The organism is Marinobacter sp. R17 (genome assembly GCF_003789045.1).
Lineage (GTDB): Bacteria > Pseudomonadota > Gammaproteobacteria > Pseudomonadales > Oleiphilaceae > Marinobacter_A > Marinobacter_A mangrovi.
In genome coordinates, this window is record NZ_RHGZ01000038.1 from 1 (window position 1) to 16487 (window position 16487).

Genomic DNA, 16487 nt, shown 5'->3' on the forward strand with positions numbered 1-16487 from the left:
ACTGCATCTTAAGATCCATTACACAAGTCTCTCTCCAGGGCATGGGCGCATCCTCCTTGCCCATACCGTAACTTGTGTCACCCATGTTCCCGGTTTGAGGTGTTACCTATGTTGCCGGTTTGCACAGCCCCGGCCCCTCTCCCGCAAGGGGCGAGGGGAGCTCATGGATGTAGTTCGAGTTGAAGGCCTCATAAGCCTCTCTCCCCTGGAGGGAGAGAGGTTTGGAGAGAGGGGGACGAGGCGATAGCCTCGCCGCATCTGTGCCATCAGAAGTAAAAAGGCCCAACCAATCGGTTGGGCCTTTTTCGTTCGCCGTTGCGGTACGTATTACAGCGTCATCGCTGCCAGCCAGCCAAACACCAACAGCGGCAGGTTGTAGTGCAGGAACGTCGGCACCACCGTGTCCCAGATGTGGTTGTGCTGACCGTCCGCGTTCAGGCCGGCGGTGGGCCCGAGGGTCGAGTCCGAAGCGGGCGACCCCGCATCCCCCAGTGCCCCGGCCGTGCCCACCAGCGCCACGATGGCCAGCGGGCTGAAGCCCAGCTGCACCGCCAGCGGCACGTAGATCGCCGCAATGATGGGAATGGTGGAGAACGACGAGCCGATGCCCATGGTGATCAGCAAACCCACCACCAGCATCAGTAGTGCCGCCAGCGCCTGGTTGTCGCCGATGGCACCGACCGAGCTTTCCACCAGCGTCTTGATGTCTCCGGTCTCGCGCATGACTTCCGCGAAGCCGGAGGCGGCAATCATGATGAAGCCGATCATCGCCAGCATCTTCATGCCTTCGGTGAACAGATCGTCGGCTTCTTTCCATTTCACCACGCCGGACAGGTTGAACAGCACGAAGCCCGCCAATGCCCCGAGGATCATGGAGTCCAGCGTCAGCTGCACCACGAACGCCACCAGGATCGCCACCAGCGCCATGATCAGCGTCCACTTGTTGTAGGCGATGTCCACTCGCTCGGTGCGCTCGATCGGCGCGAGGTCGTAAGTGCGGTCCTTGCGGTAGCTGAAGAACACCGCCACCAGCAGACCGATCAGCATGCCCAGTGCCGGCAGTGCCATGGCGTGCATGACGTTGAGACCGTCCACGGCCACGCCATTGGTTTCCACCTTGGCCAGCAGGATTTCGTGCAGGTAGATGCTGCCGAAGCCGATCGGCAGGAACATGTACGGCGTGATCAACCCGAAGGTCAGGACGCAGGCCACCAGCCGGCGATCCAGCTTCAGCTTGGCCATGACGTACAGCAGCGGCGGCACCACCAGCGGGATGAAGGCAATGTGGATCGGCAGGATGTTCTGGGATGAGATGGCGATGGCCAGCAGCAGGCCGATCATCACGAACTTGATGGCCCGGCCGCCGCCGTTGCCCGCCGATTCCTGACGACCGACCATGGCCAGCGCCTTGTCCGCCAGGGCGTGGGCCAGGCCGGATTTACCGATGGCGACGGCGAATGCCCCCAAGGTGGCGTAGGACAGAGCCACCGTCGCCCCGCCGCCGAGTCCGTTGTTGAAGGCGGCAATGGTGGCATCGAGGGACAGTCCACTGATCAGGCCACCGGCAACGGCACCGACAATCAGGGCAACAACGACGTGGATCCGGCACAGGCTCAGGACGAGCATGATACCGACGGCGGCGACAACAGCATTCATGGCGCTTTTCCTTGGGGGAGGTTCAGAAAAGCGCGCTAATGTGCAGGAAACGACCAGCGGAGTCAAAGTGGATTACCGAAGTCGCCCACGCCATCGGTAAAGGCGTTATCCGACGAAGCTGAAGCGCGGAACGGTTTCTCCGGCGACCTCGACGTTCTCGCGGAACATGCTTAGCGGGCGGACCCAGAGGCTGTGGTCCCCGTACAGGCAACGGTAAACCACCAGTTCTTCCTCGGTTTCGCTGTGGCGGGCCACGCCGATGACCTCGTAGTCCTTGCCCTTGTAGTGCCGGTAGCGGCCGGGTTTGAGGGGATGTGTCATGGTGTCTGCTCAGGCGTGCATGTAACGTTTATTCTACCCGGAAACGGTGCCGGACACCGCTTCCGGGTGAGGGTATCAGGAGTGCAGCTTGTAACGCCCCGGCCCAAGGAAAACCACGCCCAGTGCAATAAACAGGTAGAAACCCTGCAGTTCCAGCGCCCAGCCGCCACTCTGGCTCAGAGTCAGCAACTGCCCCATGTGCACCAGTGCGAAGGCGACGATCATGTTCACGACGATGATCATCGCGCCGATGCGGGTGTGGTAGCCCAGGATGACCATCAGCGGCGCCAGGATTTCACCGATATAGACCCCGTAGGCCAGGACCGTCGGCAGCCCATGGCTGGCCAGCTGCGACTCCACGAAACCCACCCCGTGAAACAGTTTGGCAATCCCGTGAAACAGGATAAGGCCGCCCAGGGTGAGGCGCACAATCAGTTTGCCCAGATCCGCATTTTCCAACATCAATCGGTCCTTTCGTGAGTTAAAGCAGCAGCTTAGCGCGTTGGCCCGCCACGTCAATGTGTCGTTGGTCGGGGTTAACATCGATTCAACTCAAGCCAAGGCCCGGATTCAGGGTGAAGGCAATCTGGTTGCGCGTCAGTAGTTTCTCCCAGTAATCGCGCATCCAGTCCCAGGCGGCATCCTGAGCCTGCTCCACAAACGGCGTCAGGTTCAGGCGATAATAGTTGGGCGTTCCGGCGATTTGCACCACAGTGATGGCGATGGACTGGTCGAGCTCGTTGGCGAACGGCTCACCGATCAGGTAGTGGGTCACCAGGTTGGCCTGGATGGCTTCCAGGTCCACCAGGCGGCTGGCACGGATGGAGTAGTTGTTCTCGTACATCTCCTCCATCAGCCGGTGACACAGATAGGCCTTGATCAGCAGGCCGTCCAGGCCATCGTACTGCGCCAGCAGGATGGATGGCCGGGTGAAATAACGGATGGCGGCATCGACGAACGGTTCGAACAGGGCTTCGTTGCCTGAGTCCCGGGCACAGGTGGTGACGCACTCGATCAGCCGCGGCGCCATCTCGATGTATTCGATCGCAAACTGGAACAGGCAGGTGGCCGGATTCGGTCCCTCGACGGTAATGCTGTCCGGCAGACCGGCGGCACGTTCCGCCATCTGCCCCAGGAAGGTCCCGGAGCGGGCCTCCTGTCGACGTGCCTGGTCGATGATGTGAAGTACTGCGTTGGGTGTCATCACAGGGACTGCTCGTGTAGCTCCAGGATCGGGTCGCAAGACGCCTCCCCACTGCGTGGCAGGCGGGTCGTTACGGCGTCGCCTGCGGTTGTCTGATAGAAACCAATATCAGTGTAGTTGAGAATCAGACGTATCGCGGCATTGTTAATTTTTTGGACATGATCCAGGTTGTGTCGCTATGGGACGCATATTCGGTGACTCAGTTCCCTGCGAACCAGCGATCCTCTCGCGTGTGGCGTAGGAAGAGCCACCCCATACTGGCGGCGCGGGCCAGCATCAGGCTGGTGATGGCCAGCCACAGGCCGTGGTTGCCCCAACCCTGGCTGAGCCACCACACCGGCAGATAGACCGCCACCACCGAGAACACCATGGTGTTCTGCATGTCCCGGGTGCGGGTCGCGCCGATGAAGATGCCGTCCAGCAGGTAGCTCCAGACGGCGGCAAACGGCAACAGCCAGATCCACGGCAGGAACTCGCGAGCTGTGCCGGCCACTTCGGGAAGGCTGGTCAACAGGCTGATGATCCAGCCGCCGGCCACCAGGAACAGCAGCGTGAACAGTCCGGCGCCCCACACCGACCAACGCAGCGCGGTGCGGCAGACCGCGCGAAAGTGCGCCCGGTCGCGTTGGCCGACGGACTCGCCCACCAGGGCCTCGGCGCCGTTGGCGAAGCCATCCAGCCCGTTGGAAATCAGCATCAGGAAGGTGAGCAATACGGCATTGGCGGCCAGAATGGTGTCACCTTGTTGCGCCCCCTGGGCGGTGAAGAACGCCAGCGATAACAGCAGCAGGATGGTGCGCACCATGATGTAGCGGTTCACCGACAGAATCGCCCGATAATCCGCCAGCTTGCCCAGCAGACGGCGGTCGAACACCAGGTCCGCCGGGCGCCGGGTCCACACCAGCCAGAAGCCCAGCCCCGCCGCGGCGTATTCGGCGATCGCGGTGGCGGCGGCCACCCCCCGGCTGTTCCAGCCGAACACCGTGACGAACAGCAGGTCGAGTCCGATGTTGAGCGTGTTGGCCAGGATCAGCATCAGCATGGGGCCGCGTGGGTATTGGGTGCCGATCAGCCAGCCCACCAGGGTGTACTGGCAGAGCACCGCCGGCGCACTCCAGATGCGGATTTCGGTATACCCACGGGCGAGTTCCGTCACGTTCTCGCTGGCTCCCATCAGTTGCAGACCGAGGCTCACCAGCGGCGCGCGCAGCAGGATCAGCAGCAGGCCGATGCCGATGGCCAGCAGCAGCGAACGCACCAGCAGCGCGCTCTGGGCAAAGTCGTCGCGCCGGCCGAAAGCCTGGGCGGCCAGGCCGGTGGTCCCCATGCGCATGAAGCCGAAGGTCCAGTACAGGATGCTGAACAGGTTGCCGCCCACGGCGACGGCACCCAGGTAGTCCGGCTGGTCCAGGTGGCCGAGCACGGCGGTGTCCACCAGACCCAGCAGGGGAACGGTGATGTTGGTCAGCATCAGGGGCCAGGCCAGATGCCAGAGACGGCGGTCGAGCGGGTTCAGGGTCACGGGCGATTCAACTTTTCGGAGGCTACTTATTCAAAAATGCACTAAATACGGCGTTTTAAGATGTCTAAATTTTAAACAGTTTTTTGAGGGATTCCGGAACCTCTGTCTATACTCAAATCGGGTCTGCCGATTTTGGCGACCCAGGAATCCGTGAAAAGACTTCCTTCCCGGGACAGATGCGCTGGTGCGGATTCGCACCGGGATAAGGGACGGGAAGCACGCGCTTCCCGATGGAAGTGTCACGCAGAAAAAGCTGATCGACCCGAGTTGGCAAGGATCTGCCTCACTGTTCTCAGGGCTGGGTCTCACCGTCGCCACAGGGTCGTATCCACGACAAGAATAAGGGGCTTCGTGCGAAGCGCCAGAACTCTGTGGAGACACGGTATGCGCATGACGGCATTACGAGTCGGCACTCTGTTGGCCGGGCTCCCGGTTTGCCAGTCGGTTTTCGCCGACTGGACCGTCAATATGACCCCCGGTGTCACCAGTGTCAGTCGTGACATCTACGGTCTCCACATGACCATTTTCTGGGTCTGTGTGGTGATCGGCATCGTGGTGTTCGGCGTCATGTTCTGGTCGATCTTCGCGCACCGCCGATCCAAGGGCTACAAGCCGGCCAACTTCCACGAGCATACCTGGGTCGAGATTCTCTGGACCATTATTCCCTTCCTGATCCTGGTGGTCATGGCCATCCCGGCCACCGCCACCCTGCTGCGCATGTACGACACGAAAGAGGCGGACATCGACGTCAAGATCACCGGCTACCAGTGGAAATGGCACTACGACTTCCTCAACGAGAAGTTCGGCTACTTCTCCAATCTCGCCACGCCCCAGGAAGAAATCCACAACCTGGCCAACAAGAACGAACATTACCTGCTGCAGGTGGATGAACCGCTGGTGCTGCCGGTGGGCAAGAAGATCCGCTTCCTGGTCACTTCCAACGACGTGATCCACTCCTGGTGGGTGCCGGCGCTGGGCGTGAAGAAAGATGCCATACCCGGCTACATCAATGAAACCTGGGCAAAAATCGACGAGCCGGGCATCTACCGCGGTCAGTGTACCGAGCTGTGCGGGACGAATCATGGGTTCATGCCGATTGTGGTGAAAGCCGTGCCGGAAGACGAATACCAGGGCTGGGTCCAGGACCAGGTGGCCCAGGCCGAGAAGCTGCGCGAACTGACCAGCAAGGACTGGACCAAGGACGAGCTGATCGCCCGCGGCGAAGAAGCCTACAACACCACCTGCGCCGCCTGTCACCAGCCGGACGGCTCGGGCGCGCCGCCCACCTTCCCGGCGCTCAAGGGCAGCCCGGTTGCTACCGGGCCCATGGAGAAGCATCTGCACACCGTGGTCTTCGGGGTGCAGGGAACGGCGATGCAGGCCTTCGGCAAACAGCTCAGCGAAGTCGATCTGGCGGCGATCATCACCTACGAACGTAATGCCTGGGGCAACAACACCGGCGACATGGTCACGCCCAAACAGGTACTCGACTTCAAGCAGTCACAGCAATAGGACAGACGGCATCCGGCCCGGCCGGGTGCCCCACGATCACAGTGAGGCCAGCGCCGGCTGACGGCGCCAACGGGGGTTCACCATGAGTGCGGTCATCGACACCCACGACACCGAACACGCCCACCACGGGCCCGCCAAGGGCATCCGCCGATGGCTGTTCGCCACCAACCACAAGGACATCGGGACCATGTACCTGGTGTTCAGCTTCACCATGTTCCTGCTGGGTGGGTCGATGGCGATGGTCATCCGCTCGGAGCTGTTCCAGCCGGGGCTGCAGATCGTCGAACCCGAGTTCTTCAACCAGATGACCACCATGCACGGGCTGATCATGGTGTTCGGCGCGGTGATGCCGGCCTTCGTCGGGTTGGCCAACTGGATGATCCCGCTGATGATCGGCGCGCCGGACATGGCCCTGCCGCGGATGAACAACTGGAGCTTCTGGATCCTGCCGGCCGCTTTCGCCTTGCTGGTGTCCACCCTGTTCATGGACGGCGGCGCCCCCAATTTCGGCTGGACCTTCTACGCGCCGTTATCGACCACCTACGGGCCACCGAGCACCACCTTCTTTATCTTCGCCATCCACATGATGGGGATCTCGTCGATCATGGGCGGCATCAACGTGATCGCCACCATTCTCAACCTGCGGGCGCCGGGCATGACGCTGATGAAAATGCCCCTGTTCGTGTGGACCTGGCTGATCACCGCCTTCCTGCTGATTGCCGTCATGCCGGTGCTGGCGGGCGTGGTCACGATGATGCTGATGGACATCCACTTCGGCACCAGCTTCTTCAACGCCGGCGGCGGCGGGGATCCGGTGCTGTTCCAGCACGTGTTCTGGTTCTTCGGCCATCCCGAGGTGTACATCATGATCCTGCCGGCCTTCGGCGCCGTGTCCGAGATCATTCCGGCTTTCTCCCGCAAGCCGCTGTTCGGTTACGCCTCCATGGTGTACGCGGTGGGCGCCATTGCCCTGCTCTCCTTCGTGGTCTGGGCGCACCACATGTTTACCGTGGGCATGCCAGTGGCCGGGCAGCTGTTCTTCATGTACTGCACCATGCTGATCGCCGTGCCCACCGGGGTGAAAGTGTTCAACTGGGTGGCCACCATGTTCCGCGGCTCGCTGACCTTTGAGGCGCCGATGCTGTTCGCGGTGGCGTTCATCATCCTGTTCACCATCGGCGGCTTCTCCGGGCTGATGCTGGCCATCGCTCCGGCGGACTTCCAGTACCACGACACCTACTTCGTGGTGGCCCATTTCCATTACGTGCTGGTGCCGGGCGCCATCTTCGGCATCTTCGCCTCGGCCTATTTCTGGCTGCCCAAGTGGACCGGCCACATGTACGACGAAACGCTGGCCAAGACCCATTTCTGGATGTCGTTCATCGGCATGAACATGGCCTTCTTCCCCATGCACTTCCTGGGACTGGCGGGCATGCCGCGGCGGATTCCCGATTACGCCCTGCAGTTCGCCGACTTCAACATGATCTCCAGCATCGGCGCGTTCCTGTTCGGGGCGACCCAGTTGCTGTTCCTGTACATCGTGGTCAAGTGCGTGCGCGGCGGCGAAAAGGCGCCGGCGAAACCCTGGGATGGCGCCCGGGGCCTGGAGTGGACAGTGCCGTCACCGGCGCCGTTCCATACCTTTGCCACCCCGCCGGAAGTGAAATGAGCCGGCGAGAGTCTGGATTTCTGAAGCGCGGCATTGCCGTCGGAGGCTGCCATGGCAACTGAAAACAGCTATTACGTCCCGGAGCAGAGCAAGTGGCCCATCATCGCGACCATCGGCCTGCTGACCACCCTGGCGGGAACCGGCTCGATCATGGTCAACGCCGATCAGGGCGAGTCCACCACCGCCTCCTGGGTGGTGTTCTTCATCGGTGCGATGATCATGGCCTACATGCTGTTCGGCTGGTTCGGCAACGTCATCCAGGAAAGCCGGGCGGGGCTGTACAGCGCCAAGATGGACCGCTCCTACCGCTGGGGCATGAGCTGGTTCATCTTCTCCGAGGTGATGTTCTTTGCCGCCTTCTTCGGCACCCTGTTCTACGCCCGCCACTTTGCCGTGCCCTGGCTGGGCGGCGAAGGCGACCGCGGCTCCAGCCACATGCTCTGGGAAGGCTTCGAGGCCACCTGGCCGCTGCTGAGCACGCCGGATACCGAGACCTACACCCAGACCAAAGGCATCATCAATCCCTGGCACCTGCCGCTGATCAACACCGTGTTGCTGCTGAGCTCCTCGTTCACCGTCACCATCGCGCACCACGCGCTGAAGAGCGACAACCGCACCCGGGCCAAGATCTGGTTGGCGCTGACCATCATCCTCGGGCTGTGCTTCATTACTTTCCAGGCGGAAGAGTACATCCATGCCTACACCGAGCTGGACCTGACCCTGAACTCCGGCATCTACGGCAGCACCTTCTTCATATTGACCGGCTTCCACGGGGCGCACGTCACCCTCGGTGCGCTGATGCTGACGATCATGCTGATCCGCATCACCAAGGGGCATTTCTCGCCGGAGAAACACTTCGGGTTCGAGGCGGCCAGCTGGTACTGGCACTTCGTGGATGTGGTCTGGCTGGGCCTGTTTATCTTCGTCTACATCCTTTGATGGGGGAGCGGATCAGGGCGTGGGATTCATCGACAGGTCGCCGTGCCACAGGGCCAGGCCGATGATCAGCAGCAACAGGCCACTGAGGGTGACGCGCAGGATGAGGGAATTGAGCACCCGTCGGCTCTTGCTCTCGTCGCGCAACAGGAAGAACAGGCCGCTGAACAGCGACGCAATCACCGCGAACAGGAGAACGACGATCAGGATCTTGAGCATGCCAACAGCTCCCATGGGCCGATTGGATGATGGAGTCACTATAGCAAAGCATGACTGAGCGGGTGCAAAGACGCTGGCAGCCCGATTGGCGTCTGTGGTTGTTGGCCCTGTTATTACTGCCGGTGCTGGTGGGGCTGGGCATCTGGCAATTGAACCGGGCGGGTGAGAAAGAGGCCCTGCTGGCCCGCTGGGCCCAGCAACTGGAGAGCGGCAGCTGGACGGAAGCCTTACGTGCGGGCCTGACCGACGGTCAGCCGGTGGAACTGAGAGGGCAGTACGTCGCGGGGCGCCAGTGGTTGCTGGACAACCGCACCCGCGACGGTCGCCCGGGCTACGAGGTGCTGACCCTGTTCGAACCGGACGCCGGCCCTCCGGTGCTGGTCAACCGGGGCTGGGTGCAGGCGCCGAGGCGTCGGGATGACTTGCCGGGCCTGGTCACGCCGCCGGGCACGGTCACGATCCGGGCCCGGGTGGCGGACTACCCGACGCCGCCGGTGCTGGAAGAGACGCAGCCCGAGACCGGCTGGCCCCGGCGGGTGCAGGCGCTGCATCCGGACGACGTGAAACAGCAGGCGCCCGGAGCCGTGGACCAGCTGCTGCGGCTGGAAGACCCGGCCCAGCCCGGCGCCTACCGGGCGGATTTTGCACCGGATCTGATGGGGCCGCAGACCCATTACGGCTATGCGGCGCAGTGGTTCACCATGGCCGCCGTGCTGGTGGTGCTGACGGTGGTGGCGAGTTACCGGAAACAACAAGGACAGGATCAGGATGACGCTGGCAATGACTGACCCCAGGCAAACCCAAACCGGCCCCACGCCCGAGCAGGTCCGGCGTGGCCGACGCACGGCCCTGCTGCTGTTTGCCATCGGCTTCGGCCCGCTCGTGCTGGCGACCATCATGTACTACACCGGCTGGATGAATCCCACGGGCCAGTCCAACAACGGCGTCCTGATCGATCCTTCGGTTCCGGTGGCCGAGCTGGGCCTGGTGAACGCCGACGGCCAGCCCTTCGCCGATCGATTCGGACCCATGCACCCGGACGCCAGCTGGTTGATGCTGGTGGCCAACGAGGGGCCCTGCAGCGAGGCCTGCCAGCAGCAGATCTACCTGGCGCGCCAGGTCAACGTGGCCCTGGGCAAGAACCAGGACCGGATGAGCCGGGCCGCCTACCTGCCCGAGCCACCGGCGGACCTGAGCGGCTATCCGGACATGCCCCTGCTGCGAGCCGGCGAGACGGAAGCGATCCGCTGGCCAGGCGACGTGGACCTGCAACAGGCCCCCCAGATTTACGTCATCGACCCGTTCGGCAACGTGATGATGCGTTACGGACCGGCGATGGACGGCAAGGCGATTCTTGAGGATCTCAAGCACCTGATGAAGATTTCCCAAATCGGCTGACGTGGTCCGGCGCGGAAGCATCCCGCCACGTGGAAAGACGCCAGCCACAGGTCGGAGGAGTGTGCCATGAACGCAACGCCTGACCGTATTGCCCCGCACCGTCGGTTGATGAGACGCCTGGCGCTGGCTGCGACCGTGCTGACACTGCTGGTGGTGATGCTGGGGGCCTGGACCCGGCTGACCCATTCCGGCCTGGGCTGCCCGGACTGGCCCGGCTGCTACGGCTTCTTGAGCGTGCCGCAATCCGCCGAACACATCGCCATCGCCGAGGCCCGTTTCCCGGAAGCGCCGTTCGACGCGAGCAAAGGCTGGCCGGAAATGATCCATCGCTACGCCGCCGGCACCCTCAGTCTGCTGGTGTTCACCATCGCTTTCCTCGCCGTGCGCTATCGCCGGGAAGGTCTGCCGCTGCGCCACCCGCTGCTGATTGCCGGCTTCATCCTGCTGCAGGCCGCGTTCGGCATGTGGACGGTGACCCTCAAACTCTGGCCCCAGATCGTGGCCCTGCATCTGCTGGGTGGGTTCACCACATTGAGCCTGTTGACCCTCCTGACCCTGCGCCTGCGCGGCCGTCACGTGAATCCATTGCCGTCCCTGGCGCACCGGCTGGGACATTTCCGGCCCGCCTTGCGGGTGGCCCTGTTCCTGGTGATTGCCCAGATCGCCCTGGGCGCATGGACCGCGTCCAACTACGCGGCGGTAGCCTGCACCGATCTGCCCACCTGCCAGGGGCAGTGGTGGCCACGGATGGACTTCCGCCACGGCTTTGATGTGACCCAGGCGGTGGGCCCGAATTACCTGGGTGGCCAGCTGACGGCCGAGGGCCGGGTGGCCATCCACGTGACCCACCGGATTGGCGCCATGCTGGTATTGGCGGTGCTCGGCAGTCTGCTACTGCGGCTGTGGCGACCGGCTCGTGAGGCCGGCATGGGGCGTTGGGTGCTGCTGAGCGGCGGGGTGTTGCTGGCGCAGATTGCGCTGGGGATCGCCAACGTCTGGCTGCACATCCCGATTGCCGTGGCCATGGCCCACAACGCACTGGGCGCAGGGCTGCTGCTGACGGTGATCAACCTGCTGTGGCGACTGCAGCCGTTCCCGGTCGCGCGGTCGCTGCCGAAACTGCGACTGATCAACCATGAGGTGCCTGCATGAGCGAGCCGTCCGACACCGTTGCGCTCGATCTCCACCGCGCCAGCTGGCGCGACTTCCTGGAGCTGACCAAGCCCCGGGTGGTGGCGCTGATGATGCTGACCACGGTGATCGGCATGTTGCTGGCCCGGCCGGAACTGCCGGGGCTCACCGTGCTGGTGTTTGGCAACTTGGGCATTGCCGCGCTGGCAGGCGCCGCGGCGGTGGTGAACCATGTGGTGGACCACAAGGTGGATACCCTGATGGCGCGCACCCGCAAACGGCCGGTGGCGACGGGCCGGGTGTCCACGCCCGAGGCGTTGGGGTTCGCGCTGGTGCTGGCGCTGGGCGGGATGTGGGTGCTCATGCAGTGGGTCAACCCACTGACCGCCTGGCTGACGCTGGCCTCACTGGTGGGCTACGCCGGCGTCTACACGCTGTTCCTCAAGCGGGCGACGCCACAGAACATCGTGATCGGCGGACTGGCCGGGGCCATGCCGCCGCTGCTGGGCTGGACCGCGGTGACCGGCCGGGTGGATGGCCACGCCCTGCTGCTGGTGCTGATCATCTTCGCCTGGACGCCGCCGCATTTCTGGGCCCTGGCCATCCACCGCAAGGCGGAGTACGCCAAGGCCGGCATTCCCATGCTGCCGGTCACCCACGGCAATCGCTACACCGAACTGCACATCCTGCTTTACACGCTGGTCCTGTTCGCCGCCAGCCTGCTGCCGTTCGTCACCGGCATGACCGGGCTCATCTACCTGGTGGGGGCTGCGGCCCTGGGCTTGCGATTCCTGCACTATGCTATTCGACTCTGGCAGGGCGATGACCGACAGGTGGCGTTGGCCACCTTCAAGTATTCCATCACCTATCTCATGGCCCTGTTCGTCGTGCTGCTGATCGACCATTTCGTGCGTTTCTGAACGGGAGCCGTATGGCGCAACGCAAGAACACCTTTGGTATTCGCCTGACGGTGGCGGTTCTCATCGTCGTGGTGGTGGCCATCCTGGGGATGGTGATCATCCGCCAGGCGGTCTTTGTGCCCCAGGCGGCCCAGGCCGGCCCGCCGCCGGATCTCAGTGCCATGCACACGTTCGTCTACGACGAGGCGCGGCCCGTTGCGGATTTCCAGCTGGCGAACGAGCAGGGCGATACCGTCACCAACGCCGTCCTCAAGGGCCACTGGACCTTCGCCTACGTCGGCTACACGTCCTGTCCGGATGTCTGCCCCACCACACTGGCGATGCTCAGGCAGGCCAACCAGGAACTGGCCGGCAGCGGACCAACGCCGCAGACCCTGCTGATCAGCGCCGACCCGGAGCGGGACACACCATCCCGGCTGGACGCCTACCTGAACGCGTTCGGCGAGGATTTCCACGGTGTGACCGGCGATATCGACACCCTGCGCGCACTGGCCCGCAGCCTTAACGCCGACTTTTCGCGACGCACCGACAACAACGGCCAAACTGTCGTTGACCACAGCACCCACCTGGCATTGATCAATCCACAGGGTGAGATGACCGCGGTGCTGCAGCCGCCCTTCAAACCGGAGCAGGTGGTGTCGGCCTTCCGACAGATCGTCCAGTGGTACGGCGCCGGCGACGCCTGATCCGCACCTTCCACGACACCGGCCACCTTTCCCCTTTCCGGCGAATCACCTAAACTGCCAGCCCTTTTTGTGTCGCATCCTAACCAAAGGTGAGCCATGGCCCCGTCGTCCACTTCAAACGCATCCCGGCGCGATCTGTTCCGGGTGCTGCTGGCAGGGTCGATCGTCCTGTTGGTGGTCCACACCCTGGGCCGCTTCTACTACACGCCGCTGCTGCCGTATCTGGTGGACGATGGTGTTCTGGATTCGCGACAGGCCGCGGCTCTGGCCACCTGGAATTACCTGGGCTACCTGATGGGCGCCATGCTGGCGATCCGCTGGCACCGGGTCGATCACATCCGCGTGCTGTTGCCGGTATCGTTGGCGGTGCACGTCATCACCACCCTGTTGCAGACCCAGATCGAGGCGGTGCCCGCGCAGGATGTGGTGCGATGGCTCAACGGCGTCGCCAATGGTGCGGTCTTCGTTCAGGCACCGGCGCTGATCCTGGAATGGCTGGTCCTGCGCAACCGGGCGTCCCTGAGCGGACTGGTGTACCTGGGCGTGGGTTTTGGTCTGCTGCTGTCCAGCGGCATGGTCACCCTGACTGCGGACTGGCTGAGCGGTGCTGCCCGCTGGTGGCCGGCCCTGGTGCTGTCGGTGCCGCTGGCCTGGTGGGGGTGGCGCCAGCTCCACGCGCTGGAGATGCCGGTGCATGATCCGGCCCAAGCCGATCGCAGCGCCGCCAGGCGAGGCCAGTCAACGCTGTTCGATCGCGCCAGCATCCCGCTGTTCCTGTCTTACGCCGGCGCCGGACTGGGTTATATCCTGCCCATGACGTTTCTGCCCCTGCTGGCCAAGATGCAGCTCGACCCCGGCGCCTGGCTGGTGGACGGGTCCTGGCTGATCGTGGCGCTGGCGACCATTCCGTCCGCCTACGTCTGGAATCACCTGGGAGCCCGCATCGGCGACCGGCTCGCCCTGCGGATCAATTTCGTGGTGCAGCTGGTGGGCGTGCTGGCGGCGGTGATCTGGCCGGGGCCGGTGGGCATCGTGCTGTGCGGCTCGTTGATCGGCGGCACCTTCCTGGGAGCGGTCCTGCTGACCCAGCGCATCGCCCGGGCGCTGCATCCGCACCAGGGCCCGCGCCTGTCGGCGGCCATGGTGGCGCTTTACGCCTTTGCCCAGATGGCCGGACCCTGGCTGGTCAAGCAGTGGCTGGACTTCGGAGGCACCCTGGAAAGCGCCTTCTGGATTGGCGTGGGCGCGCTGGTCTGGGGGCTGCTCTTTGCCTGTCTGGTACCGGCGCCGAAGCGCTGACACCGGGGATAATGCAACCTATTCCTTGTCCGCGTCGTCGTTGCTATCCAGCACAAAACAACGCGGCAATGAATAGAAATAGGCATTGATCACCCGCTCGGATTCCTTCTCCATGTCGAACGTATCCGGCACCAGCAGCCAGAAGTAGATCAGCCCGGTGATCTGCACGTGCAACTGGACGATGGCCCGTTCGATGTCCAGGTTCTCCGGCAGCTGGCCCAGACGGATGGCGTTGCGCATCACGCCGCGCATGCGCTCGGACGCGTCGTAGATGTTGTTGCGATGCCGGGCAACCAGCTGGGCGTTTTCATCGGTCAGCTCGCACTTGTGGAACATGATCTCGAACACCTTGCGCTGGTGCGGATCGCGGGCGATGTCCCGGGTGAGGAAGAGCAGGAAGTCTTTCAACCGGCCCAGAGGGTCGGTCTGTTCGGGATCTTCAACCACAGCGCGGAGCATTTCCAGCGGCAGTTCCTGGCGCTCCATCATCGCCTCGAACACGTCGTGCTTGTTCTTGAAGTGCCAGTAGATGGCCCCCCGGGTGACACCCGCCTCCGCCGCAATATCGTTCAACGACGTGCGCGAGACGCCTTTTTGATAGAAGACGGTCTCCGCCGCGTCGATCAGCAGTTCACGGGTCTTCTGGGCGTCTTCTTTGGTGCGTCGGGCCATGGGCCGCTCCTGTAAATTTCATGTCAGCACAGTACTAACAACTATACATACATTCGTGCATGTATGTATAATCGGGTTTTCACGGATTCGCCTTGGCGTGGGTCAATTTTCCCGCGCCTTTTCTATATCGGCTCTACTGAGGTTTCCCCCATGCGGCATTCTACGCAATCCCTGTTTTTGTTGCTGATTGCATCTGTCATGCTCAGCGCCTGCGGTAAACAGGAGTCTTCCGCCCAGGCCCAATCCCAGCGGCCACCGGCAGAGGTGGGCTTCGTCACGGTACACGCCCAGCCGTTCACGGTGATCAACGAGTTGCCGGGGCGCACGTCCCCGTACCAGGTGGCGGAAGTCCGCCCGCAGGTGACCGGCATCCTGGAGAAGCGCCTGTTTGAAGAGGGCGAGACGGTCAAGGCCGGCCAGGCGCTCTACAAGATCGACGACAAACTCTACAAGGCTTCCCTGGCCAGCGCTGAGGCGGATTTGGCATCCGCGAAAGCCAACCTGCAATCGGCCCAGCTCACGGCCAACCGCTACGAGCGCCTGATCAAGACCGGCGCCGTCAGCCAGCAGGAACTGGACGATGCCCGCGCCACGCTGAATGCGAACAAGGCCGCTGTGGCTGCCGCCCAGGCGTCGGTACAGACCGCGCGCATCAACCTCGACTACACCACCATCGAAGCGCCCATCAGTGGCCGCATCGGTCGGTCGGACGTGACCGCCGGTGCCCTGGTGACCGCCAACCAGAGCAGCTCCCTGACGGTGATTCGCCAGCTCGACCCGATCTACGTCGACCTGACCCAGTCCTACGCCGACATGCAATCCCTGCGCAGCGCCATGGCCAGCGGTCAGCTGGAAACGGTGGGCAAGGATAAGGCTTCCGTGTCCCTGGTCCACCAGAACGGCGCCACCTACCCGCACGACGGCACGCTTCAGTTCTCCGAGTACGCGGTGGACGAAAACACCGGCTCCGTCACCCTGCGTGCCCTGTTCCCCAACCCAGACGGCGAGCTTCTGCCGGGCATGTTTGTGCGCGCCCGCCTGCCTCAGGCGGAAACCCAGGATGCCATCCTGGTGCCGCAGAAAGGCGTGACTCGCCAGCCCAACGGCCAGGCGTCCGCCATGGTGGTGGGCGAGAACGACACCGTGGAAAAGCGCACCGTCGTGACCGAGAGAGCCGTGGGTAACCGCTGGCTGATCAGCAGCGGCCTGAAGGAGGGCGATCGCCTGATCGTCGAAGGCCTGCAGAAAATCGGCGCGGGCGCCCCGGTGAAGCCGGTCAGCGTGGATGACGCCGACCAGACCGCCAACGCCAAGACCACCGACGCAGCACAGGGCTGATTGC

General features: G+C 63.4%; 17 protein-coding genes. 10 read left to right on the forward strand and 7 right to left on the reverse strand.

Annotated elements, in window-relative coordinates; translation table 11 throughout:
- Window positions 1-327: 327 nt before the first annotated feature.
- The 5 genes from EB809_RS19470 to EB809_RS19490 all read right to left on the reverse strand — a co-directional run bounded on the left by EB809_RS19470 (window position 328) and on the right by EB809_RS19490 (window position 4652).
- Window positions 328-1656 carry a Na+/H+ antiporter family protein gene (locus tag EB809_RS19470; RefSeq protein ID WP_123636521.1) on the reverse strand — a complete coding sequence of 443 codons (1329 nt, stop codon included), beginning with the start codon at window positions 1654-1656 and terminating at the stop codon, window positions 328-330.
- 105 nt (window positions 1657-1761) lie between these two features.
- Window positions 1762-1977: a DUF1653 domain-containing protein gene (locus tag EB809_RS19475; RefSeq protein ID WP_123636522.1), complete on the reverse strand. Its 216-nt coding sequence runs from the start codon at window positions 1975-1977 to the stop codon at window positions 1762-1764.
- Between the two features lie 75 nt (window positions 1978-2052).
- Window positions 2053-2439: a DoxX family protein gene (locus EB809_RS19480; RefSeq protein ID WP_123636523.1), complete on the reverse strand. Its 387-nt coding sequence runs from the start codon at window positions 2437-2439 to the stop codon at window positions 2053-2055.
- An 85-nt stretch (window positions 2440-2524) separates the two neighbouring features.
- Window positions 2525-3181 (reverse strand): hypothetical protein, encoded by a 657-nt coding sequence (locus EB809_RS19485; RefSeq protein ID WP_123636524.1) that lies wholly within the window; start codon window positions 3179-3181, stop codon window positions 2525-2527.
- A 199-nt stretch (window positions 3182-3380) separates the two neighbouring features.
- Window positions 3381-4652: an MATE family efflux transporter gene (locus tag EB809_RS19490; RefSeq protein WP_123636548.1), complete on the reverse strand. Its 1272-nt coding sequence runs from the start codon at window positions 4650-4652 to the stop codon at window positions 3381-3383.
- 435 nt (window positions 4653-5087) lie between these two features.
- Here EB809_RS19490 and coxB point away from each other — a divergent pair, with 435 nt between their 5' ends.
- The 3 genes from coxB to EB809_RS19505 all read left to right on the forward strand — a co-directional run bounded on the left by coxB (window position 5088) and on the right by EB809_RS19505 (window position 8823).
- Window positions 5088-6215 (forward strand): cytochrome c oxidase subunit II, encoded by a 1128-nt coding sequence (gene coxB / locus EB809_RS19495; protein ID WP_123636525.1) that lies wholly within the window; start codon window positions 5088-5090, stop codon window positions 6213-6215.
- An 82-nt stretch (window positions 6216-6297) separates the two neighbouring features.
- Window positions 6298-7884, forward strand: coding sequence for a cytochrome c oxidase subunit I (ctaD, locus tag EB809_RS19500; RefSeq protein ID WP_123636526.1), 1587 nt, complete (start codon window positions 6298-6300; stop codon window positions 7882-7884).
- A gap of 51 nt (window positions 7885-7935) precedes the next feature.
- Window positions 7936-8823 (forward strand): cytochrome c oxidase subunit 3, encoded by an 888-nt coding sequence (locus tag EB809_RS19505; protein ID WP_123636527.1) that lies wholly within the window; start codon window positions 7936-7938, stop codon window positions 8821-8823.
- A 12-nt stretch (window positions 8824-8835) separates the two neighbouring features.
- Here EB809_RS19505 and EB809_RS19510 read toward each other — a convergent pair whose 3' ends face one another.
- On the reverse strand, window positions 8836-9039 hold the full coding sequence (locus EB809_RS19510; protein ID WP_123636528.1) for a twin transmembrane helix small protein: 204 nt from the start codon (window positions 9037-9039) through the stop codon (window positions 8836-8838).
- Between the two features lie 50 nt (window positions 9040-9089).
- On the opposite strand from EB809_RS19510, the gene EB809_RS19515 reads away from it, so the two are divergent.
- The 6 genes from EB809_RS19515 to EB809_RS19540 all read left to right on the forward strand — a co-directional run bounded on the left by EB809_RS19515 (window position 9090) and on the right by EB809_RS19540 (window position 14473).
- On the forward strand, window positions 9090-9827 hold the full coding sequence (locus tag EB809_RS19515) for an SURF1 family protein (protein ID WP_123636529.1): 738 nt from the start codon (window positions 9090-9092) through the stop codon (window positions 9825-9827).
- Window positions 9820-10437 carry a hypothetical protein gene (locus tag EB809_RS19520; RefSeq protein WP_223808048.1) on the forward strand — a complete coding sequence of 206 codons (618 nt, stop codon included), beginning with the start codon at window positions 9820-9822 and terminating at the stop codon, window positions 10435-10437. The genes EB809_RS19515 and EB809_RS19520 overlap by 8 nt, the downstream gene beginning before the upstream one ends.
- A 66-nt stretch (window positions 10438-10503) precedes the next feature.
- Window positions 10504-11589 (forward strand): COX15/CtaA family protein, encoded by a 1086-nt coding sequence (locus EB809_RS19525; RefSeq protein ID WP_123636531.1) that lies wholly within the window; start codon window positions 10504-10506, stop codon window positions 11587-11589.
- Window positions 11586-12488, forward strand: a complete 903-nt coding sequence (gene cyoE, locus EB809_RS19530; RefSeq protein ID WP_123636532.1) for a heme o synthase — start codon at window positions 11586-11588, stop codon at window positions 12486-12488. The genes EB809_RS19525 and cyoE overlap by 4 nt, the downstream gene beginning before the upstream one ends.
- Before the next feature lie 11 nt (window positions 12489-12499).
- The gene (locus EB809_RS19535) at window positions 12500-13174 is read left to right on the forward strand and encodes an SCO family protein (RefSeq protein ID WP_123636533.1); all 675 of its coding nucleotides are present in this window, start codon (window positions 12500-12502) and stop codon (window positions 13172-13174) included.
- Window positions 13175-13270: 96 nt separating this feature from the next.
- Window positions 13271-14473, forward strand: a complete 1203-nt coding sequence (locus EB809_RS19540; protein ID WP_123636534.1) for a YbfB/YjiJ family MFS transporter — start codon at window positions 13271-13273, stop codon at window positions 14471-14473.
- An 18-nt stretch (window positions 14474-14491) separates the two neighbouring features.
- On the opposite strand, the gene EB809_RS19545 is transcribed toward EB809_RS19540, so the two are convergent.
- Window positions 14492-15145, reverse strand: a complete 654-nt coding sequence (locus EB809_RS19545; protein ID WP_123636535.1) for a TetR family transcriptional regulator — start codon at window positions 15143-15145, stop codon at window positions 14492-14494.
- A gap of 150 nt (window positions 15146-15295) precedes the next feature.
- Here EB809_RS19545 and EB809_RS19550 point away from each other — a divergent pair, with 150 nt between their 5' ends.
- Window positions 15296-16483 (forward strand): efflux RND transporter periplasmic adaptor subunit, encoded by a 1188-nt coding sequence (locus EB809_RS19550; protein ID WP_123636536.1) that lies wholly within the window; start codon window positions 15296-15298, stop codon window positions 16481-16483.
- Window positions 16484-16487: the final 4 nt, after the last annotated feature.